Below are 23,768 nucleotides of genomic sequence, written 5' to 3' on the forward strand. Positions count from 1 at the left end.
ATGACCTCCGAACGGCGAGCGCTAGCCGGCGAAGTCGAGGATGTCGCGTCCCAGAGGAAGTTCGTCGGTGCGACTGCCGGCGGTGCTGGTGTCGATCGTGATCGCGACACCCTGGGGGTCAGCGGTGGGCAGGTCGGCCAGTGCGGGCCCGCGGCCGACGACGTCGAATCGGTCGAACACGTACGGCAGGCCGTTCGCGACGAGGGCGGAGGGGCGGTCCATCACCTGGAAGTGCAGGTGCGGCCCGGTGGAGCTGCCCGAGTTGCCGGTGCGGGCGATCTCCTGACCCGCGGTCACCGTGTCGCCCACCCGGACATCGACGGAGCCCGGCTTGAGGTGCGCGTAGAACGCGAACACGCCGTCGGAGAGCTCGAGGATGACGTAGTTGCCGTCGGCCTCGTCGATCGTGACGGGTTCGGGGGCGTCGGGGACCTGATCGGGGAACTCGTCGGCCGCTCGGATCACCGTGGCATCGGCGACGGCGAGCACCGGCTGGTCGTAGGTGGGCCAGCTCTCGTTCAGCGACGGGTCGCCGGTGGCGAGGCGATCGTCCGCGCTCAGCCGGTTGAAGTCGATCGCGAACCGCTGGGCGAGGTACTGGCCGTTGTCGATCGGCTGGAAGGCGCGGCGGTGCGGACCGTCGCAGCAGCTGCCGATCGCGAACCACCCGTCGCCTTCGAGGGGCGGCGAGATGACCACGGCGGCCGTGGGGGCGGCCGTGGTCGCTCCACCCGTCGATGTGATCTGCTCCGGAACGGGAAGGCCGGGCGGGACGGACACGGTGAGACGGTGGTCGACCGTATCGGGCACATCGCCGGGTTCGTCGAGGACGACATCCATCCAGATGACGCCGGCCGTCGACGGGGGGAGCGCGTCGGGACGTGGCACGCCGAGCGGCTGCAGCGACCAGGCTGCCGACAGCGCGTCGCCCTCGAGGGTGGCGATGACCGCCGACCCGTCGAGCACCTCCAGCTTCTGCAGGGTCACGTCGACCGGGAAGGCGTTGAGCAGTGCCACCTCGTACACGAGGTGGACCGATCCGTCCGAGCCGGTGAACCACCCGGGAGTCGTCGGCACCGACATCAGGATGGGCGTGAACTGCTCGGTCATCTCGGCCCCGGTGCCACCTGACCCGGCCGAGGCCGTCGGTCCGCCGGGCCCTCCGACGGCGGGATCCTCGTCAGGCGACGGTGACCCGCCCATCGTGCACCCGGTCACGAGCAACACCGCTGCGAACGCGCACAGCGCCATGGTGCGGCGAAACAGCGCTCGACTCCGACCCACGTCGCTCCCCAACCTGCCGTGTTGAGGATGAAAGTACACCCGCCGGGGCGAAGCGTCGATGGGCCGTCGACGCGAGGTCCGGACGTTACCGCGCCTGCAGCTCCACGAGGAAGACCGACTGGGGGGAGAGGTCGAGGTCGAGCTGGAGGTCTCCCGCGTCGGACACCTGCTCGTCACGGGGGCCGTCGACGGCTCCGGTCGTCGAGGTGCGTGTGACGCTCACCGTGCGCCCCGCCCAGGGGAGGTTGCGGACGTCGATGCGCACGGCGGCAGCGCCTGCCGACGCCAGTTCGGGGCGCTGCGGAGGCAGGGTGAGGCCCAGTTCGATGCGCTCCGCGCCGATGGGGATGCGGAAGGTGAAGCGGTCCTCCGCACGCTCGGCGAGCGCCACGTCGGGGGCCGCGTAGTTGGCCACGAGCACGCGCACAGCATCGCCTTCGCGACCGGCCGCGACGGCCAGACCCGATTCGTCGCCGCCCGTGACAGCCAGACGGCGACCCGCGAGTGCGCGCCCGGCGAGGGCGAGTGCACGAGAGCGCTCGTCGGGTTGGTCGTCGGCCGTGCCGACGCCTCCCGGGTCGACGAACCCGTAGTGCGGATCGCGTCCGCTGTCGGCGCGGAAGAAGAACGCGTGGTCGGTGACGGTGTCCTGCAGGTAGATCGCCGTCGCCGCCTGGAACGCGCCCTTCTCCGCCGCCGGCGCGGAGCTGCTGGGAACGGCGAGATAGTTCCAGTAGCAGAGCGTCAGGTCGGTGTCGGTGAACCCGCGCCGATCGAGCACCGCCCGCAGCTCGGCTGACACGTAGCGGTAGTCGAGCGGGTCGCGACTACCGTCGGTGAACCAGAGGAAGGAGAAGAAGTCGAGCGGCAGGTCGTTCTCGCGCACGAAGTCGAGGAAGCCCTCGCGGTAGGGCGCATCCGTCTCGAGGGGGAAGGCCAGCGCCGGACCGCCCACCGTCAGCGACGGGTCGACCCGTCGGATCGCCGCGCAGAACGCCTCGTACATGGCGTAGAACTCCTCGGGGCGACCCCCGAAGTGCAACGGCCCGAAGTCGGGCTGATCGCCGAACTCGTAGATGCGGATGGGCTGCGACGGTCCGTCCGCCCACCCCTGCGAGTAATGGCGCACGATGTGCTCCACGACCCGTCCGTACAGCTCGACGTCCTGTGCGGGGAGCTTGTTCGAGGGGATCGAGCTGGCCACCGTGAACATGACCTCGGCGCCGGCCGCGTTGACGGCCGCCACCCACTCGTCCGTGGCCGTGAAGTTGTAGCTCGCCGGATCGTCGACGGGGGCGTCCCAGTCGGGGAACAGGCTCGTCGGGTTGTTGCGCGTGTCGAGCCGTGAGACCCAGTCGAACGACCGCACGACTGTGACCCCGGCCTCGCGCCACAGCGGAGTCATGTCCGGGAACTGCGGGTAGCCGGTCGCCGGCCCGGGGATGCCTCCGACTCCGTTCAGCGGCCGGAAAGCGCTCTCCTCCCCGGCGTCGACGACGAGCAATCGGGCGGGGGTGGATTCGTCGGTTCGCGACACGGGCTTCTCCTCGAGTTCGATGGGGCGGTCGAGCCGCTCAGTAGGGCATCCGCAGCAGCCGGTTCGCGTATTCGTTCGCGATCGGCTCGTCGTGACGGAGGTGCTCGATGCGAGCGCGGTACGCCTCCGGCGTCACGGAGTCGAACTCCTCGAGCATCGATTCGATCGATCGATCGAGGACGGCGCGGACGCGCGGCAAGCGGCGCTTCATGACGTTCAGCTGCGCATCGAGCAGAGACTGGTCCTTGTCGAGCTCCTGGGCGAGGACGACACCGTCCTCGATGCTCATGGCGGCTCCCGACCCGAGGTAGGGGGTCATGGTGTGCGCCGCGTCGCCCATAATCATCACGCGGCCGCGGAACCACGGGTACGGCACCCAGACGGTCGAGTACGGCGTGTAGGCGACGTTGTCGGCGTGACGGACGTCCTCCAGGGCGTCGGCCAGGAACTCGGCTCCTCCGGTGAGGGCGACCGCCCGGTCGTGCATGATCTCGGCCATCTTGTCCGCGTCGTAGCGAGGGCGCCCCTCCTCCGCCACGGTGAGGACCATGTACATCAGGTCCTCCGACAGCGGCGTGAGCATGATCTTCCCGCCGTGGCCCTGGCAGATGATCGGCTGCATGATCTTGCGCCGGTTCGGAAGTCCCGCCCGCCAGGCCACGCCGCCGACGGGGCGGGGGGCGTACTTCTCGCCGAAGTAGTCACGGCGGATCTGCGAGTTGAGGCCGTCGAAGCCCACGACGAGGTCGTACTCCGCCTGGTCGCCGCTGCTGAAGGTGACCGCGGCCGTGTCGTCATCCTGTGTGATGTCGGTGACCGTCGTGCTCATGCGGAAGGTGCAGCCGTTGTCGAGCGCATGCCGTGTGGCCATCTCGAGGAAGGCGACGCGCGACATCGTCACACATCCGGGGAGGCCCTCGTCCTGTGTGCCGTAGCTCATCGTGCTGAGCAGATTGCCCTCGGAGTCGTAGTTGTCGATCCCGGGCGCGGGGTGGCCCATCTCCAGGACGTCGTCCAGCATGCCGATCTCGCGCACGGCCCGGAGACCGTTGATGCGGAGCCCGAAGCCGACGCCCGCGACGCTGATCTCGGGCTTGTCGTCGATGACCTCGACCTGTGCGCCGATCCGGGCCAGGGCCGAGGCCGTGGTCAGACCACCGATGCCGGCGCCGACGATCAGGACCTTCAGCGGCTCTGTCATGAGGTGCTCCCTTCTGAGTCCCGTCCCGGACGAGGCGCCCGGGACGGGAATGTCGTGCTGAGGCCGTTTCAGGCGAATGTGTCGGTGAAGGTGTCGTGCGCGACCGGCGGCACCGGCTCGAGCTTCTGCACCGTCTCGGGGCTGTAGGGGTGGTTCTTCGACGGCACCGGCTCGTCGGCGGGAGGCATGAACACGGGCTTGCCGTCGTCGCCGAAGTACATCAGGTCGAGATCGAAGGCGCCCTGGTTCTTGAGGCCGAAGCTGACCCAGTTCTCCTCGAACGGCGCACGGGCCAGCTCGTAGCAGCGGAACTTCCAGAACTTCCACTCGCCGTCCTGCTTCAGGAAGTCGATCGCGTACTTGCACCAGACCCAGTGCGCCCAGACCTTCTTGCCGAGCACCTCGTCGGGCGAGTACATGTCGGGGAACGCCTCGGCGACCGCCGGGTCGGTCAGTCCCGACTCGGTGCCGGCCATGAGCCAGACGCCCTTCGCCGTCTTGCCGTCGGCGGCGACCTCGATCACGGGGGTGTTGGTCGTGTGCAGGATGAGCTTGCCCTCGGGGTGGGGACGACCGCGGTGGTAGTCGGTCACGCTCTGCCACGTGGTGTACTGGCCGGCGTTGGTGTAGCGGGCACGGATGCCCTCGGTGCCTTCCTTGACCCACATCGGGATGATCTGCTCGTCCTCGAATGCGTTGTGCAGGAACATGTAGCGGTTGAACAGGTTCTCCACCTGCCCGCGGTCCTCGGCACGCTGGGCCAGCGCTTTCGCGGCCGCGACGTCCTCGCGGAGGCGGGTGAGCTCGGCGGTGATCTCCTCGAGGGATGCCGCGGTGATGGTGTCGGACACGGTGAAGCTCCTTTGCATTACGGGTGGTCAACGCGGCGACGGTAGCACGAATACCTACATCACCGTAAGTATTCGTTCTGTGGTTAGGTGAAGGCGTGTCAACGGGAAGCGGGTACGCACCGGGACGCGCTCGGCAGCAGCAGATCCTGGCCGAGGCGACCCGTGCCTTCGGCCGTGCCGGCTTCGACGGCGTTTCGGTGCAGGAGATCGCCGAGGCCTGCGGGATCTCACGACAGGGTCTGCTGCATCACTTCAAGAGCAAAGAGGACCTGCTCATGGCGCTGCTGCGCCAGCGAGACGAGGCCGATCAGGAGCTGTTCCAGGGCGTTCTCAGCGAGTCCGGCTCGCCCTTCCGGGCGATCGTCGCGGTCGTGCGGGCGAACGCGGCCGCCCCCGGGATCACGGCCATGTTCACGCAGCTCGCAGCGGAGGCGATCCGTCCGGAGCATCCTGCGCACGACTTCTTCCACGACGTGTACACGCGCATCCACCGCGACCTCCGCGGGACACTGGCGCAGATGCAGCGGGACGGGACGCTGGTGGCGACCGCGGACCCGGAGAAGCTCGCCTCGGGACTCATCGCCTTGCGTGACGGACTCGCCCTGCAGTTCTTCCTGCGCTCGCCGACGCAGAACGCGGACGAGATGACCGACACGCTCGAGACGATGTTCAGCCTTCTCGTCGCCTGACTCGATCTCGACGCTCGCCACGAGGGCGGCCGGCGACCGCCGCGGTCGTCCGCGCGGTGCCGGCCCCTCAGAGGGTCGCGGCGTGGTCGGGCACGAAGCGGTGCTCGTCGAGGGGAGGGCGACCGGCCCCGGTGGGCGCGGGGCGCTCGGGGAAGTGCACCTCCTCGGGCTCGAGGTGGCCGTACGGCACCTGGCTGAGGAGGTGGCTGATCGTGTTCAGCCGGGCGGCCTTCTTGTCGTCGCTGTTGATGGTCCACCACGGCGTCTCCGGACGATCGGTGACCTCGAACATGGCGTCCTTGGCGCGGGAGTAGTCCTCCCAGCGGGTGATCGACAGAAGGTCGGTGTCCGACAGCTTCCACCGGCGCATCGGATCGTTCAGCCGCGACCGGAACCGCTTCTCCTGCTCGGTGTCGGACACCGAGTACCAGTACTTCAGCAGGATGATCCCGTCGTCCACCAGCATCTTCTCCACGACGGGCACCTGCTGGAGGAAGCGCTCGTACTGCTCGTCGGTGCAGTAGCCCATCACCCGCTCCACACCCGCGCGGTTGTACCAGGAGCGGTCCATCAGCACGATCTCGCCGGCAGTGGGCAGCTTCTCGATGTAGCGCTGGAAGTACCACTGGCCCTTCTCGCGTTCGGTCGGCTGCGGCAGCGCGACCACGCGGGCATGACGGGGGTTGAGGTACTGCATCACGCGTTTGATCGCGCCGCCTTTGCCCGCAGCATCCCGCCCCTCGAAGATCACGAGCACACGGGCGCCGGTCGCGATGACCCACTGCTGCCTGCTGACCAGCTCGATCTGCAGCTTCCGCAGATCCTTCTCGTAGGCCCTCTTCGACACGTGCGTCGGCTTGATCTTGCGGTCCTGCTTCTTCGGAGACATGGGGCCCTTCGCGGCGTCTGCCGACGGACATGCGCGTCGGGCGGAGGATTCCGTGCCGGTGGGAGCGGCGAGCTCTCATCACCGGGGTCGGGAACGTGGTCCGAGCGTAGTCCCCGGGTCGGGGCGGCGCTCACCGGTGGCGCGGCACGCCCTTCAGGATGCGATCGACGGCGTTCTTCGGACCGTGCACGGCCACGCCGACGAGGTCGAGCGCGTCGCCCGGCGCGGCGGCCACGACCGCGCGGTTCGCCGCATCGTGGCCGGTGGAGAACATCGCCCGGTCGTAGACGGCGACTCGCAGATCGCGGGACACCGCCTTCGCCCGCACGTCCTGCAGCGTCGCGGCGTCGCCCTGCTGGATCATGATCGGCTGCCCCAGGAGCGCGAGGTAGGCGGTGCCGTCGCCGTCGACGTAGGGCTCGCCGAGGAGGTCGGGTTCCGCTGCGACGCCGCTGGCCAGGAACGCCGCGACGTTGGCGATCTGCCAGGGCGCGAGATCATCGCGCAGCACGAGCGCGATGCGAGTGGGGAAGCGGACGGGCTCATCGGTCATGATCCGATCCTGGGATGCTGCGCACGTGGTGTCTTGTACGTTCCTCGCATGCGCGGAGAAGGCCCGCGCGCGCACCGGTGTCCGCCGGCGGGCTCGACGACGGCAGCTCGCCGGGAGCGCGACCTCAGCGGATGAGGCCGCGGATGCGGATGGACGAGAGCACGGTGAAGACGACGGCGACGCCGCAGAGCACCGCGACGGCCACCCAGACGGGCAGGACGTTGCCGTCGATCAGGATGTCGATGCCGTAGAACTCGGAGATGGATGCTGCGGCTCCGTCCACGGTGCCCACCATCGTGGCCAGCGTCTCCCGGGTGAACTCCTGGCGGAGCAGCATGGCACCCTGCGCGAACGGCAGCGTGTTGACGCCGTTCGCGACGCCGTCGGGGAGCGATCCGACCGGGATGTAGGCACCCGCGACGAAACCCAGGATGGTTCCCATGACGGTCGACAGACCCGAGAAGGCGGCGCTGGTCTTGACGAACGTCACGATGAACGCGGTGAGTGCGGTGAAGCCGAGGCAGCACAGGACGACGGCCCCCAGGAGCCGCACGATGGCGGAGACGGGAGGCCAGACGCCGTCGACCAGGCCGAGGTAGAGCAGTCCGATCACGAGCACGATGCTCGACATCAGGATGGCGACGGTCACCGCGGAGATGAGGTAGCCGAGCACCAGCTGCGAGCGCCTGACCGGGGAGACGAGGAAGTCGCGGAAGCGACCCGTCTCGCGGTCGTTCACGAGCGGTGCCAGCGCTCCGAGACCGGTCGTGATGGTCGACAGCAGCACGATGCCCGCGAACATCCAGCTGTCCACGAACGTGCGGATCTCATCCTCTGTGGCGTCCGGGAAGGTGCCCTTGAGTCCCTCGATCTGAAGGTTGCCGAGGAAGAGCGTGTAGAGCAGGAACAGGATGAGCGCGCCGAGCAGCGAGAAGAACACGTTCATCGGGTCACGGAAGAAGAGCCGCAGATTCCGCCCGACGACGGCGGTGACGACCCTCACGCTGCGGTCTCCGCGACCGTGTCGCCCTCGGGGGTGCGCCCGGTGAGCGCGAGGAACACATCGTCCATGCGGCCGTGACGGAATTCGAAGTCCCGGACGTGGTCGCCGTGGGCTGCGAGGATCGCCCGGGCGGTGTCGGCGTCGGGCACCGCCATGACAGCGAGACCGCTGTCGTAGCTGACCTCCGCCCCCTGTGCGGCGGCCGACGCGGACAGCGCGCTGCGGTCGTCCGTGTCGATCGTGAGGACGCTGGTGCTGTGCCGGGCGCGCAGGGCGGCCGGTGTGCCGTCGGCGATGATGCGCCCCTTCTCGATCACGCACACGCGATCGGCCTCCTCCGTCTCCTCCATGTAGTGGGTCGTGAGGAAGACGGTCAGGCCGGTCCGCTCGCGGAGATCGCGCATGGTCTCCCAGACGATCGCGCGGCTGGCGGGGTCGAGACCGGCCGTCGGCTCGTCGAGGAAGATGATGGACGGCTCGTGCAGCAGGGCGCGAGCGATGTCGACCCGTCGCCGCTGTCCGCCGGACAGCCTTCCGTACCGGCTCTTGAGGAACGATCCGAGCGAGATGAGGTCGGAGAGTTCGCGGATGCGCGTCGTGGCGCGCGAGCGATCGACACCCGCGAGGGTGGCGCGGAGATGGAGGTTCTCCTCGACCGTCAGCGCCGAGTCGAGGATCGACTCCTGGAAGACGACCCCGATGCTGCGACGGGCGGCCGCGCCGTCACGGACGACGTCGTGGCCGGAGATCTCGACACGTCCGGCATCGAAGGACAGCACCGTCGTGAGGCAGTTGATCGTGGTCGACTTGCCGGCTCCGTTGGCGCCGAGGAAGGCGAACAGGGTGCCGTCGTCCACGGAGAAGCTGAGATCGTCCACCGCTCGCACGGATCGATAGGACTTCGTCAGTCCCTGCACTTCGATGGCCACTCGTCCCCCGTCGTCGGTCGAGTGTCGCACACCCGCCATCTCGGCGGCCTGACGGGGCGGGCGCTCGTGCCGCGGTCGGGCCTCTTGTACCGTTCTCGCATGGGCGGCGGCACGTGGATGAGGGCCTGGCGCCCGGCCGTGCCGTCCGTGCGCGAGGTGCTGCACGCGCGCATGACCGATCACGCGTACCCCGCGCACGCCCACGCCGACTGGGCGCTCATGCTGGTCGACGAGGGCGCGGTCGTCTACGAGCTCGGCGGCCGGCGGCGCATCGCCGATCGTTCGAGCGCGACGCTGCTGCCTCCGGGTATCGCGCACGACGGGCGTGCGGCGCCGCGCAGCGAGGGCTTCTCGAAGCGCGTCGCCTATCTCGACGGTGACTGGATGCCGGAGTCCGTCGCCGGTCTCGTCGTCGACATGCCCGGTCGGACGGATCTGCTCGCCGCGACCCGGCGGTTCCACTTCGCGCTCGCCGAGCCGGGGGAGGAGCATGCCGCAGAGCACGCGCTGCTGGGCGTCGCCGACGTCCTGGTCGGCGCCGCCCACGGCCGCCCGCGCCCGCTGCGCGACGACGTGCTCGCGCGCCGGCTCCGCGACCTGCTCGAGAGCCACCTCGTCGACGGCATCAGCCTGCGGGACGCGGGTCTCGCGCTCGGGTCGCATCCGGGGCATCTGTCGCGGTCGTTCACCGCGTCGTTCGGGATGCCGCCCCACCGCTACCTCACCAGCCGCCGCGTCGATCTCGCACGGGAGCTTCTCCTGAGGGGCGAGAAGCCGTCTGCGGCGGCGGCGTCGGCCGGCTTCCACGATCAGGCCCATCTGACGCGTCACTTCCGGCGGCTGCTCGGGACGACGCCCGCGCGCTTCGCCGGTGCGCGGCGAGCAGCCTGACGCATGATGCGGCATCAACGGCCGCGTTCCCGCAGTTCGGGTCAGGTGGAGGATCCTCATCCGCCCGGCGCGGCGGCCGTCGGCCCGGCTGATAGCCTGCCCCTCGGTCGTGGCGGAGGGATGAGAGTGGTCGACAGCGGTTCTGAATCAGGGGGATCTCCGGTCCTCGCCACCGACCTCACGGAGATCTGGACGCCGGTGGAGGTCCGCCTGCAGCCGCGCGCCGGACGCGTCCTGATCCTCGAGACGCGTCCCGACGTCGACGAGAACACCTACGTCGGACGACTCCTGCTCGGAGACGCCGGCGGGGCCGACCTGACCGAGGTGGATGCCGGGCGCGGCGTCGGTCCCGTCGCCTTCTCCCCATCCGGCGAGGCCCTGGCCTGGGCTGCGACGCGGGACGGCCGCAGCGCGGTGCGTCTGCTCGACCTCCGTCCTGACGAGACGCGGGAGGCTCGCGAGGTGGCCGCCCTCCCCGACGGGATCGAGGAGCTCGCCTGGTCGCCCGACGGCGCGACCCTGGCGGTCGTCGCCCGGGTGCCCGACGACCGCACCTGGTGGGAGGCTCCCGTCGACCGCCGGCCCCCGCTGGTGATCGAGACCCTCCGCTTCAAGGCGGACGGCGTCGGGTGGACGGTGAACACCCGTCGGCAGCTCTTCCTCGTCGACGTGGCATCGGGCGACGTCCGCCGTGTGAGCGACGGCACCGCCGACGACCACGGTGTCGCGTGGGAGGACGGCGGCCACCTGCTCTTCGTGTCGCAGCGTCAGCCCGACCGCGACCTCACCGAGGCCAACGCGCTGTTCCGTCTGCGGCTCGAGGACGGCTCCGTCGAGCAGATCACCGACGCCACGCGCGAGCTGTCGGGTCCGGTCCTCTCGCCCGCCGGCAGCCGCGCGGCGGTCATCGCCGTGGAGCTGCAGAGCTACCCCAGCACCTCGCATCCGGCCCTCGTGGATCTGGCCACGGGCGGGGTGACCGACCTGCGCGGCGTGGTCGACCGCGACGGCGCGGCATCCTCACTCCGCTGGGTGTCCGACGACGCCTTCACGGTGGTCGTGGGCAGCGAAGGACGCATGGAGGTCGTCGAGATCTCCTGCGCGCCCGCGTCCGCTCCGTCGGCACGGACGATCCTGACCGGTCAGCGCCACCTCACCGCCCACGACGCGGATGGGGACCGGTGGATCGCCGTCGAGGCGACGCCGTCCACACCGCCGCGCGTGATCACCGGCAGCCGGACGAATGCGGCCGAGCGCGTCATCCACGACCCCAACGCGGCGTACCGCGCCCGCCATCGCTTCATCGAGCCGCGTCACGTGCCGGTCGACGTCGACGGCACCACCCTCGACTCGTGGGTCGCCGTGCCGCCCGGCGGCGGGCCGCATCCGCTGATCGTCTGGCTGCAGGGCGGCGGCACCCAGTACGGCTACCAGTGGTCGCACGAGGTGCAGCTCCTCCTCGCCGCCGGCTACGCGGTCTGCTGGCTCAACCCGCGCGGATCGGCGGGCTACGGCACGGCCTGGATGAAGGTCAATGCCGCCCCGGGCGCCGCAGAGCCCGGCGAGGGCTGGGGCACGCGCGACCTGGCCGACATCGTCGCCGTCGTCGAGCATCTCATCGGCTCCGAGGATGTGGATGCTGCGAGGGTCGGCGTCATGGGCGGCTCCTACGGCGGCATGATGACCGCGATGCTCCTCGCGCGCACCGACCTCTTCGCCGCGGGATGGGCGGAGCGCGGTCCGTACAACCTCCTGAGCGACGCCGCGACGAAAGACGAGGCCCCCTGGTTCTTCGAGCAGTATCTCGGCGTCTCGCACCTCGACGACGCCGCACCGTACTGGGATGCGTCGCCGCTGAAGTTCGTGCACGGCATCACCGCGCCGCTCGCGATCGTCCACTCCGAGGAGGACTGGCGCTGCTCGATCCAGCAGGCGGAGGAGCTCTTCTTCGCGCTGCGCGTTCTGGGTCGCCCCGTGCGCTTCATCCGCTTCCCCGGCGAGGGCCACTCCCTCACGCGCACCGGAAGTCCCGTCCACCGCGTCCAGCGCGGAGAGCTGCTCGTCGACTGGTTCGGCGAGAAGCTGACGCCGGCGCCGGAGCCGACCCCCGCGGGCGCGGCGTCGTGAGCGGCCTGCGCGCCCTCACCGAGGCCGGCGTGGAGTTCGTGACGGAGCGGCATCTCGCGACGCTGTCGACGATGGCGCCGTGGGGCGGCATCCACGTCGTGCCGGTGGGATTCACCCTTCACGACGGCGTCGTGCGCATCATCACGTCGCGGGCGTCGCAGAAGGTCCGGAATGTGCGTCGCGACGGCACCGCGACGGTGAGCCAGGTCGGAGGCCCGGCCTGGCTCACGATCCAGGGCATCGCCACGGTGCACGACGATCCCGACGAGGTGGCCCTCGCCGTGGCCCTCTACGCGCAGCGCTACCGGCAGCCACGCGAGAACCCGCAGCGCGTCGCGATCCATATCGCGCCGACGCGCTTCATGGGCAGCGGCGGGATCCTCGTCTGACGGGCGCCGGTCCTACGCGCCCGGCTTGACCGCCTGCAGCGTGTAGCTGAGCGGCATGACGCCCGAGCGCGCGTCGAGCACGAACTCGCCGTCCTCGCGCAGACGCATCTGACCCGGCAGCGCGTCATAGGGGACGCTGTCGTGCTCGACCAGCCCGGTGAGCACGAGTCCCGCGTCGAGCAGCGCCGTGACCACCTCGCCGATCCCGTGGTTCCACTCGTACGTCTTCGTCGCCGTGAGGGCGCGGTCGGTCTCGACGTAGCTGCTGTCGTCGTCCCATTCGAGGGGCTCGGCCCGTTCGAAGTACGAGTAGCGGAGGTGCACGTCATCGCCGATCGTCTCGTCGACGGCCCAGAGGATCGGATGCGCCTCGCGGATGAACAGCCTGCCGCCGGGCGCGAGGAGACCCGCGACCACCTCGGCCCATGCGCGGATGCTCGGCAGCCAGCAGAGCGCCCCGATGCCCGTGTAGACGAGGTCGAACCCGCCCGCACCGAGCGCGGACACCGCGTCCGCGACGTCCGACACGACGTAGTCGACCTCGGCGCCCGCGTCGGCCGCCAGCCGGCGCGCCTCCTCTATGCCGACGGGGGAGAAGTCGAGTCCGGTGACCCGGGCGCCCAGGCGTGCGAGCGACAGCGTGTCGGTGCCGATGTGACACTGCAGGTGCACGACCCGGAGCCCGCGGATGTCGCCGAGGCGCTCGCGGTCGAAACGCACCACGTCGGAGAGCACAGAGGGGTCGTCTATGAAGCGACCGACGCGGTAGCCCTTGCCGCCGCGGTCCGCGTGGAGGGCGGCACGGTCGTCCCAGTTGGCGCGGTTCGCGGCCAGGAAGTCCTGCATGGCTCACACGCTAGCGGTCGCGGTCGCCTCACGCCGTCGCGGTGGACGGCTGCTGCTGCGTGATGCAGTGGATGCCGCCGCCCCGCGCGACTTCGGGGTGCGGGCCGGAGTTCTGCCGACGTCTGCGCGGCGCCTAGGGCTGATGGGGTCTGGCGGGGCCAGGTTGATGTCCCACTTTCTGCAGAAGGCGTCGGCGAGTTGTGCAGAAAGTGGGACATCAACGCGGACCGGCAGCGACATCAACGCGCGCCGACACGCTCGCGGCCGGTTCGGCCTCAGGCGCTCGCGGTGGACGGCTGCTGCTGCGTGATGCAGTGGATGCCGCCGCCCCGCGCGAACAGCGGCCGCGCGTCGACGGTCACCACCCGCCGTCCGCCGTACGCCTCGGTGAGGATCTCCCGCGCCTCGGCGTCAGCCGCCTCCTCGCCGAAGCCGCACGCGATGACGCCGCCGTTGACGACGAGGTGGTTGACGTAGCTCCAGTCGACGATGCCCTCGTCGTCGCGCAGGGTGGCAGGTGCCGGGAGCGACGTGATGCGCAGCGCGCGGTCGTCGGCGGCGTACGCCTCTTCCAGCTCGCGCCGGATGATGGCCGTGACTTCGTGGTCGGGGTGCGCGGCGTCGCGCTGGTCGTGCAGGAGGATGTGGTCGACGTCGGCGAAGGCCGCGACGATGTCGACGTGGCCGTTCGTGCCGAACTCGTCGTAGTCGCGGGTCAGGCCCCGCGAGAGCCAGACGGCCCGCTCCGCCCCGAGAGTGCGGAGCATCTCCGCCTCGACGCCCGCGCGGTCGGCGTAGGGGTTGCGGCGCGGGTCGAGCTGCACCGTGTCGGTGAGCAGGACCGTGCCGGCGCCGTCGACGTGGAGTCCGCCGCCCTCCGCGACGAGGAGCGAGCTGATGACCTCCGCACCTGCGGCCTCGCCGGCGATGCGCCCGATGCGGGCGGACTTGCGCCACTCGGCCCACGCGGGGTCGCCCCAGCCGTTGAAGATCCAGTCGACGGCGCCGAGGACGCCCGGCCGCTCGGGGTCCACGACGAAGGTCGGACCCATGTCGCGCATCCAGAACTCGTCGACGGGTGCTTCGAGGATCTCGATGGACGAGTCCAGCATCCGTCGCGCGCGTGTCATCTCGGACGGGTCGACGACCATGGTGACCGGCTCGAACTCGAGCACGGCGTGCGCGACGGCCGTCCAGGTCGCGTAGCCCTCCTCGCGCTCAGCGTCGCCGTCGCCCAGGGTGAAGCCTTCGCGGGGGAAGGCCATCCAGGTCCGGTCGTGCGGTGCGGTCTCCGCGGGCATGCGCCACATGTCGTCTCCTCGGTGTTCGTTCTGTGTCTGCGGGTGGTCGGCCGGCTCACCAGCCGGTGGACAGCACCCGCTCCAGCGCATCGGCGAAGTAGTCGGCCGACTCCTGCGTCACGCAGAGCGGCGGCTTGATCTTCAGGACGTTCTGGAAGTCGCCGGTCGGCTGCATGACGACGCCGAGCTCGAGCAGGCGGTCGCAGATCGCGGCCGTCTCGACCGGGGCCGGCTCCAAGGTCTCACGGTCGCGCACGAATTCGAGGCCGAGGTACAGCCCGGAGCCGTGCACGGTGCCGACGATCGGATGCCGGTCGCCCAGCGCCTGCAGGCGGGCCTTCAGGTGCGCGCCGACCACCCGCGCGTTCTCCTGCAGCTGCTCCTGCTGGATCACGTCGAGCACGGCCATGCCGATCACCGACGAGACCGGCGAACCACCCGTAGACGAGAAGAAGTAGCCCTGCGTGCGGTAGCGGTCGGCGATCTCCTTCCGCGTGATCACCGCGCCGATGGGCTGACCGCCGCCGATCGACTTCGCCACCGCGACCACATCGGGGAGCACGCCCTGCTGCTGGAAGCCCCAGAACCACTCGCCGAGGCGGCCGAAGCCGACCTGCACCTCGTCGGCGATCGCGATGCCGCCGTGCGCACGCACGGCCCGGTAGACCTCGGCGAGGTACCCCGCGGGCAGCGCGACGCCCCCGGCGTTGCCGAAGAACGTCTCGCAGATGAACCCGCCCGCCGGGCGGCCCTCCGCCGCGAGCCGATCGATGACGGCGACCGCCTCGGGGGCGTACTTCGCCGCCTCGTCACCGCGGTGGACGCCGCGGTAGGAGTTGGCGGCGTCGACCGTATGCACCCAGGCGGGCCGGCTCTCGAGCGCGTTCGGGTTGTCGGCGATGGAGGTCGAGACGGCATCGCTCGCGTAGGTCCACCCGTGGTACGCCTCGCGCATGGCGACGACGTCGGGCCGGCCGGTGGAGGCCATCGCGAGCCGGATCGCGAGGTCGGTCGCCTCCGAGCCGGAGTTCACGAAGAAGACGGTGTCGAGCTCGTCGGGCAGGGTCGCGGCGATCTTCTCGGCGTACTCGGTGATCGCCCCGTAGTTGAAGCGCGAGTTGGTGTTCAGCAGCCGCAGCTGCCGCGACGCCGCGGCCGCCACCTTCGGGTGGGCGTGCCCCACGGAGGCGACGTTGTTGACCATGTCGAGATACACGCGGCCGTCGACGTCGACGAGGTACTCCCGCCAGCCGCGCTCGATCCGCGGCGGACGCACGTAGTAGTGCTCCTGCACCTCGGCGAGCACGCGCTCGCGCCGGTCGAGCACGTCATCGTCGTGCACGATCGGAGCCGTCGGCAGGCCGAGCGCCGGCGCCGGATCGCCGAGCACGCTGCGCCACGCGGGTGCGAGCGCCGCCGTGACACGGTCCGGCGCCTCGAGGTCCGCGGCGTGCGGGCCGCGGACGCGCAGCGCGACGCCCGCGGGCAGCGTGCGCTCGGGCGTGCCCGCCGGAATGCCCGAGATACTCACTCGGTCGTCGCCCGCGCGGATGACGAACGTCCCGTCGGCGGATGCCGCGGCATCCACGTCCTCGGGAAGGGTCACCGCCTCGGCCAGCCACAGCGTGAGGGCGGTCGGGATGGTCGCGGGCGGCGCCGGGGTGCGGTGCGGGGCGCCGGACAGGACCGGCAGCCAGGCGGGCAGGACGACCGCGTCGGCGCCGCCCGCCAGCGCCGCCTGCGCGGCCAGGTCGATGGTGTCGGCCTGCAGCCACGCGCCCTCGTCGTTGAGCTCGGAGACGGTGCCGGCGTCGAGGGTGACGACGTCTGCGAGAGCGGGAAGGAGGGCCGGTCCACCCCAGGGGCGGGCGTCGGCGACGGGCAGTCCGAGCGCGCGGCGGGTCGTGCGCGTGATGACCTCGAGCGGCACCGACGCGGCCTGACGCAGCACCTCGAACTCGCGGTCGAGGGCGTCGCCCGCGTAGGTGTTCTCCTCGTCGAGGCGCACCTGCTGCCGCCCGCTCAGCACGAGGATCGCCCCGCGCAGCACCACCAGCGGCCAGAGCGCGGTCACCTCATCGTCGGACAGCGGCCGCAGTGCGTGGAACGCGCGGATCGCCGGAAGCGCCCATACCGGGCTCGCGCCGTCGTGGTGCAGCACCGACGACACCGTCACCGCGATCTCGCCGACCGCCCACGACGCCGTGACGTCGCCGAAGTCGATCACCGCGTCGGGGAGCGCGTCGCCGTGCGGGTGCAGGATGTTGTCGTCCGTGACGTCGAAGTGACCGGCCTGCACCGGCAGTCTCTCGGAGACGGAGTCCAGGATGCTGCGGGCCGGCCGCACCGCGCGTTCCACCTCTGCGCGCACGGCGGCGTCGGGTTCCAGCGGCAGGAGGATGTCGATGACCCGCGTCGCATGGCGCAGGTCCCATTGCAGGACACGGCTGAACGCGGGATGGACGTAGTCGGCGAGGGAGACGCTCACGCGCGCCGACACCTCGCCCATGCGCGCCACCACGGACGGCGAGAGGTAGCCCGACCCCATCAGGGTGCTCCCGGCGATGTTCTCGATCACGCGCGCGTGGATGCGGCCCTGAGACGACTCCCACCAGGCCGAGAGCGGACCGCGCGGGCCGACGACGATGCGGGGGATCCGCAGGGTCGGCTGGCGGTCGGCGACGACCGCGGAGGCCTCGTCCTGCATCTCGATCTCGGACTCGCTGAACGCCGGGTTACTCAGCTTGAGCACGCCGAGCGGTTCGCTCTCCCCGGCGCGGAAAACGCGAAAGTTCTGATCCTGCTGGCTGCCGAGGGACGTGGCATCCACCTCGATCCCGAAGGTCGACGCGAACAGCCGCCGCACCTCGTCCAGGCCGAGGGTGGGGGTGGGGAGCTCGACCTGCGCGAAGTAGTCGAACGTCGGGGTGGTCATGGTTCTCCTGCGGTGGCGAGGTCGGATCAGAGGGGTGCGGAGGCGGTGGTGCCGAAGGCTCCGGCGACGGCGCCCGCGGCATCGCGGACGACGACGACGACGAGCGGGCCGTACGGCTCGCGCCAGGTGCTGTGGGTCCGCGTGTGGGCGTCGGCCGGGAGGACGGCGGTGGCGGTCAGGCGGTCGCCGTCGACGGTGAGGGGCACGCGGACGCCGTCGACGTAGGCCGCGGAGTCCTCTGCCGTGCCGCCGGTCACCGTCGCGGTGACGGAGACCTCGAGCCCGTCGCCGCTGCTCTCGGCGCGGACCTCACGCACCTCGACGGCGAGCGGACCGCCGGCGGCGCGCCGGGAGGTCGCGAACGGCGCCTCGTCGGCGAGAGGGGGCGTGCGCGGCGGCGCGGCGCGGCGGTCGCCGAGGGCGCTGATCGCGGCGGCCAGGGCCACGAGCCGTGCGTCGTCGTAGGCCGCTCCCGCGATCGTGAGGCCGACGGGCATGCCGATGTCGGCCATGATCCCCATCGGGATGGTCACCGTGGGCACGCCCAGGTGGCGCGGGACGAGGTTGCCATTCGAGACCCAGACCCCGTTGCGCCACGCGATGTCGGCGGAGGCCTCGTTCACGTCCGCGTCCGCCGGTCCGACGTCGGCGGCGGCCGGGAAGATGACGGCGTCGAAGCCTTCGGCGGCGAGCCACTCCTCGAGATCGACCTTGCGGGTGTGCTCGAGTCCGCGGAGCCCCGCTTCGAGGCCCGCGACCTCGGTGACGCCCGGCAGGCCGCGCTGCGCTGCGCCCACGTACGCGGCCAGGTCGACCTCCGCGTCGAAGGAGAAGATGCCGTAGCGGTCGGGCAGCGCGCCCTCGGGCTCGGGGAAGATGCGGTCGGCCGCGACGTCGGCGAGGCGGTTCAGTGCGGGATCGGCGTTGCGTCGAAGGAAGTCGTCGAACGCCGCCGCCGCGAGCTCGCCGATCTCCGACTCCAGGAAGGCCGCCGTGACGAAGCCCCGGTCGACGAAGTCGCGGGAGTCTGCGTGCAGCTTCTCGTAGTTGTCGACCACGGGGAAGTCCGTCTCGACGATCTCGGCGCCCGCCGCCTCGAGGTCGGCGCGGAGCGAGGTCCAGAGGTCCATCACGCTCGGACGCGTCTCGATCGGCAGCGCGGTGTCGGGGTCGGCGTTGATGTAGATGCGCGGCGCGGCCAGACGGAGACCCGCGAGGGGAAGGGCGGGCAGGTCGGCGAAGGACTCCGGGCGCACCTCCGACGGCTTCGGGATCGACACCCACGGCTGCCGGCGCCACAGGTCGCCGCCAGTATCGGCGTCGTCGGCGACGACGACGTCCAGGACGCGGGCGAGGTCGGCCACCGAACGGGTGTGGGGCACCACGACGTCCATCGTCGGGACGAGCGGCCAGTTGCCGCGCACCGAGATCATGCCGCGCGACGGCGTGTAGGCGACGAGGGCGTTGTTGGAGGCGGGAGCGCGTCCCGACGACCAGGTCTCCTCGCCGAGGCCGAAGGCCGCGAAGCTCGCCGCCGTGGCTGTGCCCGACCCGTTCGAGGATCCGGAGCCGAAGGCGGCGGTGAGGTGGTCGGCGCTGTAGGGCGACTCGGCCCGGCCGTAGACCCCGCGCTGCATGCCGCCCGCGGCCATCGGTGGCATGTTCGTCAGGCCGATGATGACGGCGCCGGCCTCGCGCAGGCGAGCCACGGCGAACGCGTCGTCGCCGGCGATGAGGTCGGCGAAGGCCGGCGACCCGGCGGCGACGGTGAGGCCCTTCACCATGTAGCTGTCCTTCGCGGTGAAAGGGATGCCGTCGAGGGGCCCGCGCGACTGCCCGCTCGCGCGCCGCTCATCGGACGCCCGCGCCTGCGCGAAGGCGCTCGGATCCAGCACGGGAACCGCGTTGAGGAGCGGGCCGCTGCGGTCGTAGGCGGCGATCCGGTTAAGGTAGCGGGCGACCAGTTCGACACTGGTGACGGCGCCGGCCTCCAGCGCCGCGCGCAGGCTGTCGATGTCCGCCTCGACGACGGTGAACGTGCTGGGGGTCATGATGGTCTCCCGGGGATGAGTGCGGCCCTCCGGTTGAAACATACAGTGTTTGTTTTAAGCTGTCACCACCCAGAGGAGGCCCGTCATCGCCCGACCACCGCACCCCCTGCTCAGTCGCGATCTGATCGCCCGGACGGCGCTCACCCTCGTCGACCGGCACGGCGTGGACGGCGCCAGCATCCGCCGTGTCGCCGCCCGCATCGGCGTGAATCCCGCGTCGCTCTACAACCACGTCCCCAGTCGTGCGGCGATGGTGGAGGACGTGCGGGCGATCGTCTCGGCGGGCATCGACTTCCGGCCGCTGCGGGCGCTCGCATGGGAGCAGGGACTGGAGGCCTGGGCCTGGTCGTACCGGGCTGCGTTCGCGCAGCATCCGCGGGCCATCCCCCTGCTGATGACGATGTCGGCCTCCGCGCCGGTGCTGCTCGCCGGCTATGAGGACTTCGTCGTCGCCGCAGAGGCGGCCGGCTGGGCGAGCCGCGACATCCTTCCGCTCCTCACGCTCTTCGAGTCGTTCATCCTGGGCAGCGTGCTCGACATGTCCGGCCCCTCGGTCGTCTTCGACCCGACGGGTCAGGAGGAGCAGTTCCCCCGGTTCTCGGCCGCCTTCGACACCGTCGCCGACGAGGATCCCGAGGATCCGGTCGCCTCCCGCGCGTTCGCGCTCGGACTGCGGATGCTGATCGCCTCCGCCCGGCCGAATCCGTGATGGTACGGGTGGGAGGCGTGCGTCGAGGGGCGGCGGAGCGATGCATGGTGGTTGGCATCGCCGCGGCCCTCGCCGCCCTCCTGTCCGCGTGCGCAGCGGCCAGCGCACCGCCCGATGGGCCCACGGGGGATGCCGGCTTCCCCTCCTCGCTGGTCGTCGACTACCAGCTGGGCGGCGGGTATGCGCCCGCCCCCGGTGTCGGCGGCGTGGTGCGCGACAGCACGGACGTCGCCGAGCCGGACGCGTACTCGATCTGCTACGTCAACGGGTTCCAGAGTCAGCCCGCCGATCGCGACCTCTGGATGGCGCAGCCCGAGCTCGTGCTGATCGGAGAGGACGGGCAGCCGATCATCGATGGGAACTGGCCCGACGAGCTGATCTTCGACATCTCCACCGACGATCGGCGCCGCCGCATCGCCGCCCTCGTCGGGGAGAGCATCGCCGCCTGCGCGAAGAAGGGGTTCGCGGCCGTCGAGATCGACAACCTCGACTCCTACACGCGGTCGGGCGGCCGCCTCACCGAGGACGACGCCATCGCCCTGGCCACCCTGTACGCGCGGACGGCGCACGACGCCGGGCTGCTCATCGGGCAGAAGAACGCGGCCGAGATGGGACTCCGCGGGCGCGATGAGGTCGGGTTCGACTTCGCCGTGGCGGAGGAGTGCGTCGCGTTCGAGGAGTGCTCCGCCTACCGTGACGTCTACGGCGAGGCGGTGCTCGACGTCGAGTACACCGACAACCTCGAGGGCGGATTCGACGCCGCCTGCGCCGTCGACGACAGCCCGCACTCGACGATCCTGCGCGACCGCGACCTGACGCCGGCGGGCGATGCCGACCACGTCTTCGAGGCCTGCCCCGCCTGACCGCCGGCGGGAGGGTGGGCTGTGCGTCCTCCGTGCATCGTGGCGCGCTCCTGGCGGCGGGCTCCGGACACTCCTAGCATCGCGGGATGACGGCGGAGAGCGCGGACCTACCGGGAACCATGGTGCGCGTCTCCGCGACCATCGATGACGCCACCTTCGAACTTGCGCAGGACCAGGACGTCGGCGAGCTCAAGAGCCGCATCGAGGAGGCCGCCGCGACGACAGGGCGGTTCGTGGACTTCACCGTCGTCGGCAACCGCGAAGCGAGCGTCCTCATCACCTCGCGCACTCGCGTCTCCATCTCGAGCGAGACGGTGTTCTTCGATCCGCGCGACACCGGCGACACCGACGACCCGTTCGGCGGCTTCCTCGACTATCCCCGCGGGCAGGACGAGGCGTCGGCGTTCGACTGAATCCGCGCCGACGCGTCGTCCGCAGCGCTCACGCCCCGAGGATCGGCTTCCCGCCGGTGACGGGCAGCACGGCGCCCGAGATGTAGCTGCCGTCGTCCGAGGCCAGGAGGACGTACGCCGGTGCCAGCTCGGCCGGCTGTCCGGCGCGCCCCAGGGGGGTGTCGCCGCCGAACTGCTCGACGGCCTCCGGCGGCATCGTCGAGGGGATCAGCGGGGTCCAGATCGGGCCCGGGGCGACGGCGTTGACCCGGATGCCTCGTTCGCCCAGCATCTGCGCGAGCGAGGCGGTCATGCTCGCCATCCCCGCCTTCGTCATCGCGTACGGCATAAGCTGCGGGCTCGGCGAGTCGGACTGGATCGACGACGTCGCGATGATCGCCGACCCGGCCTGCAGGTGCGGCACCGCCGCCTTGGCGAGGTGGAAGTAGGCGCTGAGGTTGGTCGCGACCGTGAAGTCCCACTCCTCGTCGGGGATGTCGGTGATGTCCTCGCGGAACATCTGGAAGGCGGCGTTGCTGACGAGGATGTCGAGACCGCCCAAGTCATCGACCGTCTGTGCGACGACGTCGCGGCACGTCTGCGGGTCGGACAGGTCGCCGGGTAGCAGGACCGCCTTGCGCCCTGCCTCCTCCACCCATCGTGCGGTGTCCTGGGCGTCGTCGTCCTCCGAGAGGTAGGAGATGGCGACGTCGGCGCCCTCGCGGGCGAAGGCGATCGCGACAGCCTTGCCGATGCCGCTGTCGGCCCCGGTGATGAGCGCGATCTTGCCGGTGAGCTTGCCGGTGCCGACGTAGCTGCGCTCGCCGTGATCGGCGCGGGGCTCGAGCGCCGCCTCCTCGCCGGGGACGTCCTGCTGCTGTGCGGGCTGATCGGTCACGGTGTCCTCCTCGTCCGGCGCGCCGTGCGGATGCGGCGCGATGGCCGACACGCTACGAGCGGTCGGCGCGAGGGGTCGCCGGGGTTCCCCCCGGCGCGGACATAGGGTAGCGCGTCTCAGCGCGGGGCCACGACCGCCCAGCCGTGCGGCGCCAGACGTCCCGGCATCCCGCGCGTGCCGTCGTCGGCCGAGAGCAGCTCTCCGGGTATCAGCGGGAAGGTTTCGTCGCTCAGGTTGAGGGCGATGGTCAGCCGGTCGGACCCGAGGACGACGTCGATCTCGAGGTGCTCGTTGGCGAGGGTCCGCGGCTCGTCGGTGCGCGCCCGGTGCAGCCACGGATGGCGGCGGCGGAGGCCGAGCAGCTCCTGGTGGAGCCGCAGCACGCGCTCGTCGACGCCGGCCGCCGCGGCCGGCCCGTCGGCGGGGAACTCGGGGCGGATCGCGTCGTCTCCGCCCGCACGCTCCTCCTTGACCGCCTCCCAGCCGAACTCGTCGCCGGCGTAGAGGGCGGGCGTGCCGCCGAGCAGCGCCAGCAGCACGAGGGCGTGCGGGCGGTGGCGCGGGTCGGTGACAGCCGAGGCGATGCGCGTCACGTCGTGGTTGCCGACGAAGGTCACCGGCGCGAACACCTCGAGGAACTCGTTGTGGCGGGTGAGCGACCACGCGAGCTCGAAGAGGTTGCGTTCCTGGATGCTGGAGCGGACGGCCTTCCACAGTTCGTACTGCGTGACGCTGTCCACGGTGCCCTCGGTGACGAACGCCGCGTAGTCGCCGTGGATGACCTCCGCCTCGAACCAGGCGTCGGGGTGAGCGGCCCGCACCTCGGGAAGGACGGCGGCCCAGAAGTCGAGGGGCACGCGGTACGCGGCATCCAATCGCCATGAATCGGCGCCGCGGTCGAGCCAGTGCCGCATCGCATCGGTCACCAGCCGCCGGGTCGCCGGCCGGGAGTGGTCGAGCTCGACGAGGGCGTCGTGGCCCTCGAACGCGACGAGGTCGCCGCCCTCGGTGCGGCGGAGCACGCCATCCGGGTCGTCGGCGACGAGCGGATGCCGGCGCCCCACGTGGTTGAAGACGCCGTCGAGCTGCACGCGCAGTCCGCGCTCGTGCGCGGCGGCGAAGAGGGCGTCGACATCGCCTTCATCACCGAGCCGCGGGTCGATGCGGAAGTGGTCGACGACGTCGTAGCCGTGGGTGTCGGAGGCGAAGATCGGTCCGAGGGCGATGCCCGAGGCGCCAAGTTCGACGACGTGGTCGAGCCAGGGGATGAGGCGACGCAGGCGGTGCTCCTCGGGGCCGGGGGCACCGTTCTCGGGGGCGGGCACGGCGCCGACGAAGCCGAGCGGGTAGACGCGCCACCAGATGGCGTGAGCCACCCAGTCGGGCTCGGGCGGTGGGGACGGATGCCGGGTGTCGCTCACTCCTCGACG

At 71.0% G+C, this 23,768-nt stretch carries 20 protein-coding genes and 1 pseudogene; 7 read left to right on the top strand and 14 right to left on the bottom strand.

What is annotated here, in order from left to right; genetic code table 11:
- Positions 1-21: 21 nt before the first annotated feature.
- From ABC304_RS06500 to ABC304_RS06515, 4 genes are all read right to left on the bottom strand, one after another.
- On the bottom strand, positions 22-1,110 hold the full coding sequence (locus ABC304_RS06500) for a M23 family metallopeptidase (protein ID WP_412929662.1): 1,089 nt from the start codon (positions 1,108-1,110) through the stop codon (positions 22-24).
- Between the two features lie 259 nt (positions 1,111-1,369).
- Positions 1,370-2,821, bottom strand: a complete 1,452-nt coding sequence (locus ABC304_RS06505) for a GH39 family glycosyl hydrolase (protein WP_412929663.1) — start codon at positions 2,819-2,821, stop codon at positions 1,370-1,372.
- A gap of 37 nt (positions 2,822-2,858) precedes the next feature.
- Positions 2,859-4,022: an FAD-dependent monooxygenase gene (locus tag ABC304_RS06510; protein WP_412929664.1), complete on the bottom strand. Its 1,164-nt coding sequence runs from the start codon at positions 4,020-4,022 to the stop codon at positions 2,859-2,861.
- A 68-nt stretch (positions 4,023-4,090) separates the two neighbouring features.
- Positions 4,091-4,873, bottom strand: a complete 783-nt coding sequence (locus ABC304_RS06515; protein ID WP_412929665.1) for a nuclear transport factor 2 family protein — start codon at positions 4,871-4,873, stop codon at positions 4,091-4,093.
- 95 nt (positions 4,874-4,968) lie between these two features.
- On the opposite strand from ABC304_RS06515, the gene ABC304_RS06520 reads away from it, so the two are divergent.
- A complete protein-coding gene (locus ABC304_RS06520) occupies positions 4,969-5,562 on the top strand; it encodes a TetR/AcrR family transcriptional regulator (RefSeq protein WP_412929666.1) in 594 nt (197 codons plus the stop codon).
- A 67-nt stretch (positions 5,563-5,629) separates the two neighbouring features.
- On the opposite strand, the gene ppk2 is transcribed toward ABC304_RS06520, so the two are convergent.
- From ppk2 to ABC304_RS06540, 4 genes are all read right to left on the bottom strand, one after another.
- On the bottom strand, positions 5,630-6,451 hold the full coding sequence (gene ppk2, locus ABC304_RS06525; RefSeq protein ID WP_412929667.1) for a polyphosphate kinase 2: 822 nt from the start codon (positions 6,449-6,451) through the stop codon (positions 5,630-5,632).
- Positions 6,452-6,581: 130 nt separating this feature from the next.
- Positions 6,582-7,004, bottom strand: coding sequence for a DUF2000 family protein (locus ABC304_RS06530; protein WP_412929668.1), 423 nt, complete (start codon positions 7,002-7,004; stop codon positions 6,582-6,584).
- A gap of 124 nt (positions 7,005-7,128) precedes the next feature.
- A complete protein-coding gene (locus ABC304_RS06535) occupies positions 7,129-8,007 on the bottom strand; it encodes an ABC transporter permease (protein WP_412929669.1) in 879 nt (292 codons plus the stop codon).
- A complete protein-coding gene (locus ABC304_RS06540; protein ID WP_412929670.1) occupies positions 8,004-8,936 on the bottom strand; it encodes an ABC transporter ATP-binding protein in 933 nt (310 codons plus the stop codon). Before ABC304_RS06540 ends, ABC304_RS06535 begins: the two co-directional genes overlap by 4 nt.
- 99 nt (positions 8,937-9,035) lie before the next feature.
- On the opposite strand from ABC304_RS06540, the gene ABC304_RS06545 reads away from it, so the two are divergent.
- The 3 genes from ABC304_RS06545 (at position 9,036) to ABC304_RS06555 (ending at position 12,343) form a co-directional block, all read left to right on the top strand.
- Positions 9,036-9,827 carry a helix-turn-helix transcriptional regulator gene (locus tag ABC304_RS06545; RefSeq protein WP_412929671.1) on the top strand — a complete coding sequence of 264 codons (792 nt, stop codon included), beginning with the start codon at positions 9,036-9,038 and terminating at the stop codon, positions 9,825-9,827.
- 120 nt (positions 9,828-9,947) lie between these two features.
- Positions 9,948-11,954 carry a S9 family peptidase gene (locus ABC304_RS06550; protein WP_412929672.1) on the top strand — a complete coding sequence of 669 codons (2,007 nt, stop codon included), beginning with the start codon at positions 9,948-9,950 and terminating at the stop codon, positions 11,952-11,954.
- Positions 11,951-12,343, top strand: a complete 393-nt coding sequence (locus tag ABC304_RS06555) for a PPOX class F420-dependent oxidoreductase (RefSeq protein WP_412929673.1) — start codon at positions 11,951-11,953, stop codon at positions 12,341-12,343. The genes ABC304_RS06550 and ABC304_RS06555 overlap by 4 nt, the downstream gene beginning before the upstream one ends.
- Positions 12,344-12,355: 12 nt before the next feature.
- Here the strand turns inward: ABC304_RS06555 and ABC304_RS06560 are convergent, their stop codons facing one another.
- From ABC304_RS06560 to ABC304_RS06575, 4 genes and pseudogenes are all read right to left on the bottom strand, one after another.
- Positions 12,356-13,189 carry a class I SAM-dependent methyltransferase gene (locus tag ABC304_RS06560; protein WP_412929674.1) on the bottom strand — a complete coding sequence of 278 codons (834 nt, stop codon included), beginning with the start codon at positions 13,187-13,189 and terminating at the stop codon, positions 12,356-12,358.
- Positions 13,190-13,464: 275 nt separating this feature from the next.
- Positions 13,465-14,499 (bottom strand): agmatine deiminase family protein, encoded by a 1,035-nt coding sequence (locus ABC304_RS06565; protein ID WP_412929675.1) that lies wholly within the window; start codon positions 14,497-14,499, stop codon positions 13,465-13,467.
- Between the two features lie 46 nt (positions 14,500-14,545).
- A complete protein-coding gene (locus ABC304_RS06570) occupies positions 14,546-17,425 on the bottom strand; it encodes an aminotransferase (protein WP_412929676.1) in 2,880 nt (959 codons plus the stop codon).
- Between the two features lie 377 nt (positions 17,426-17,802).
- Positions 17,803-19,476, bottom strand: a pseudogene (locus tag ABC304_RS06575) (amidase); the annotation flags it as partial.
- Between the two features lie 124 nt (positions 19,477-19,600).
- On the opposite strand from ABC304_RS06575, the gene ABC304_RS06580 reads away from it, so the two are divergent.
- The 3 genes from ABC304_RS06580 to ABC304_RS06590 all read left to right on the top strand — a co-directional run bounded on the left by ABC304_RS06580 (position 19,601) and on the right by ABC304_RS06590 (position 21,461).
- The gene (locus tag ABC304_RS06580) at positions 19,601-20,185 is read left to right on the top strand and encodes a TetR/AcrR family transcriptional regulator (protein WP_412932856.1); all 585 of its coding nucleotides are present in this window, start codon (positions 19,601-19,603) and stop codon (positions 20,183-20,185) included.
- A 44-nt stretch (positions 20,186-20,229) separates the two neighbouring features.
- Positions 20,230-21,048 carry an endo alpha-1,4 polygalactosaminidase gene (locus ABC304_RS06585; protein ID WP_412929678.1) on the top strand — a complete coding sequence of 273 codons (819 nt, stop codon included), beginning with the start codon at positions 20,230-20,232 and terminating at the stop codon, positions 21,046-21,048.
- Between the two features lie 86 nt (positions 21,049-21,134).
- Positions 21,135-21,461 carry a hypothetical protein gene (locus ABC304_RS06590; protein ID WP_412929679.1) on the top strand — a complete coding sequence of 109 codons (327 nt, stop codon included), beginning with the start codon at positions 21,135-21,137 and terminating at the stop codon, positions 21,459-21,461.
- Between the two features lie 28 nt (positions 21,462-21,489).
- Here ABC304_RS06590 and ABC304_RS06595 read toward each other — a convergent pair whose 3' ends face one another.
- Positions 21,490-22,338 carry an SDR family oxidoreductase gene (locus ABC304_RS06595; RefSeq protein WP_412929680.1) on the bottom strand — a complete coding sequence of 283 codons (849 nt, stop codon included), beginning with the start codon at positions 22,336-22,338 and terminating at the stop codon, positions 21,490-21,492.
- 116 nt (positions 22,339-22,454) lie between these two features.
- Entirely contained in the window at positions 22,455-23,759 is a 1,305-nt protein-coding gene (locus tag ABC304_RS06600) for an alpha-amylase family glycosyl hydrolase (RefSeq protein ID WP_412929681.1), read from the bottom strand.
- Positions 23,760-23,768: the final 9 nt, after the last annotated feature.

The sequence above is a fragment of the Microbacterium jepli genome (assembly GCF_047237905.1).
Taxonomy (GTDB): domain Bacteria; phylum Actinomycetota; class Actinomycetes; order Actinomycetales; family Microbacteriaceae; genus Microbacterium.